This is a genomic window from Clostridium bowmanii, from assembly GCF_018861315.1.
GTDB lineage: Bacteria > Bacillota > Clostridia > Clostridiales > Clostridiaceae > Clostridium_AD > Clostridium_AD bowmanii.
Window position 1 is genome coordinate 1 of the sequence record NZ_JAHLDL010000103.1, and the last position, 1,254, is coordinate 1,254.

General features: G+C 34.1%; 1 protein-coding gene. It reads right to left on the bottom strand.

From position 1 onward, the window contains the following. A partial coding sequence (locus tag KPL51_RS23045) for a DDE-type integrase/transposase/recombinase (protein ID WP_244998180.1) occupies window positions 1-1,221 on the bottom strand: 1,221 nt, incomplete at its 3' end. Between the last annotated feature and the right edge of the window lie 33 nt (window positions 1,222-1,254).

Consider the following 1,254-nt stretch of genomic DNA (forward strand, 5'->3'; position numbering starts at 1 on the left):
ATAGGAGAATTTAAAGGTTCTGTTTAGACGTTCTATTATTTGTTTAAGCCAACGATATTCAGTTGAAATAGGATCAGAATTAGTAAGTCCAATTACTTGGGTTACGTCAAAGTCCATGTTATTAAGCTTAAACTGTTGCTCCGCAAGCTTATATGCGGTATAGCCATCAGCCACGAATTTAAGGGACTTGCCGGGAAATTCTTTATACTTATCAAAAGCCATACGCATAGTTAAAATGCAAGGCCCAGTATCACGGCTAAAAGACGCTTGATATCCTAAAATTGATTTTTTTATGGCATCCATAACAAGCCAGATATATTGATGGACTCCTTTGACTTTAGTATAAGTTTCATCAGCAGCAAGATAATTAGTGGGCTTATAGTCATAATTATCGACATACGGTTTAACAAAAGCGGCAGCTGAAATGGCGTATTTGCTAACTGTGACATGAGATATCCTAACTCCATGTATTTCCCACAGAGCAAGCGCCGTACGGCGTGTAGATAGTCCCAAATTAACGTTATATGTTAGACAAAGGCCCATTACATGAGAAGAAAAATTTCTAAATTTAAGGCTAGTAGCACCCTTAGGCATAGAAGATAAATCTACATCAAAATAATTAGTGGTAAACTCACGATAAATGTAATGTAGTTTAAATTTGTGTTTATCTTTCTTGTATTCTTTAATGTCCTCAAGTGAAAGTTTCGCAAGAGAATCCATGTAATAACTACATTTTTTATTAACACATTTATGGATATAAAAATTTTTACGGTCCTTTTTCTTACTTAGGACGTGTCCACAAAATGGACAAATGAAAGTCTCAGTTTTGAAATCAACCTTGTTTTTGTTGAAACGCAAATCACAAACTTTACACCAAAGCTGCCCACGGCCGCCAGTGTTATCGTAGATATAGATGTGCGGAGCACCACATTGAGGGCATATAGTATCAGGTAATACAGGGTTTTTACCCCGAGGATTTACAGGCCTTTTATCTTTACCATGAGTAATTTTATACTCAGTTAATAGTTGTTTGTAATCAAGTCTTTTAAAGATCTTTATGATAGGTACTTTATCTACAGTATGTTTATTGTATTTAGGGCTTGTTATATCGTATTTCGGTTTACTAAGAGGTATATTTTTCGCAATAAAAATAAGTAATTGACTTATTTGAGAAAGTAATAGTTGATTATATTTAACTAATATTGATATAATTGTACTCATGATGACACCTTCCTTTTGGAATTTTGTTGGGTT